The organism is Neisseria shayeganii 871, from assembly GCF_000226875.1.
In the GTDB taxonomy this organism is placed as follows: Bacteria; Pseudomonadota; Gammaproteobacteria; order Burkholderiales; family Neisseriaceae; genus Eikenella; species Eikenella shayeganii.
This window is the reverse complement of the sequence record NZ_JH164941.1, coordinates 1-722: the sequence shown is the minus strand read 5'-3', so window position 1 is coordinate 722 and position 722 is coordinate 1. Positions and strand designations below refer to the sequence as shown.

1 protein-coding gene is annotated in these 722 nt (G+C 47.2%); it reads left to right on the top strand.

Annotation, left to right across the window (positions count from 1 at the left end; translation table 11 throughout):
* Nucleotides 1–43 precede the first annotated feature (43 nt).
* Nucleotides 44–697: an IS1595 family transposase gene (locus HMPREF9371_RS10885; protein ID WP_009120206.1), complete on the top strand. Its 654-nt coding sequence runs from the start codon at nt 44–46 to the stop codon at nt 695–697.
* Nucleotides 698–722 lie beyond the last annotated feature (25 nt).

Here is a 722-nt window from a genome sequence, read left to right as displayed (position 1 = left end):
GTTTGGGGCTGAAGTAGATTAGCAGTCATGCTAGGCTACTAAAATGAAGATAACCCACTGTAAATTAAAAAAGACGACACAAAGAAAGCTGCTCGAATATTTTGTGCTGGAAGTAACCGCCCGTTCCGCTGCCGATATCTTGGGTATCCAACCTAACACCGCCATACTGTTTTACCGCAAAATCCGCCAAGTGATCTGCCATCATCTGGCTTTGGAGGCAGATCAGGTTTTTGAGGGCTCCGTAGAGTTGGACGAGAGCTACTTCGGCGGTAAGCACAAAGGGAAACGCGGCAGAGGAGCCGCAGGCAAAGTGGTGGTTTTCGGCATCCTCAAACGCGGCGGCAAGGTTTATACCGTCGTGGTGGACAATGCCAAGAGGGAAAGTTTATTTCCTGTCATTACAAAGAAAATTCTGCCGGACAGCGTGGTTTATACGGACAGCCTGAGCAGTTACGACGTACTGGATGTCAGCGGTTTTCACCACCACAGAATTAACCACAGTAAGGCATTTGCCGAGAGGCAAAACCACATCAACGGCATTGAGAATTTCTGGAATCAGGCCAAGCGTGTCTTGCGCAAATATAATGGCATTGACCGAAAGTCTTTTCCTCTATTCTTGAAAGAATGCGAATTTCGTTTTAATTTTGGGACGCCAAAGCAGCAGCTAAAAATTCTGCGGCTTTGGTGTGAGGTTTAGGGCTAATCTACTTCAGCCCCTTTTG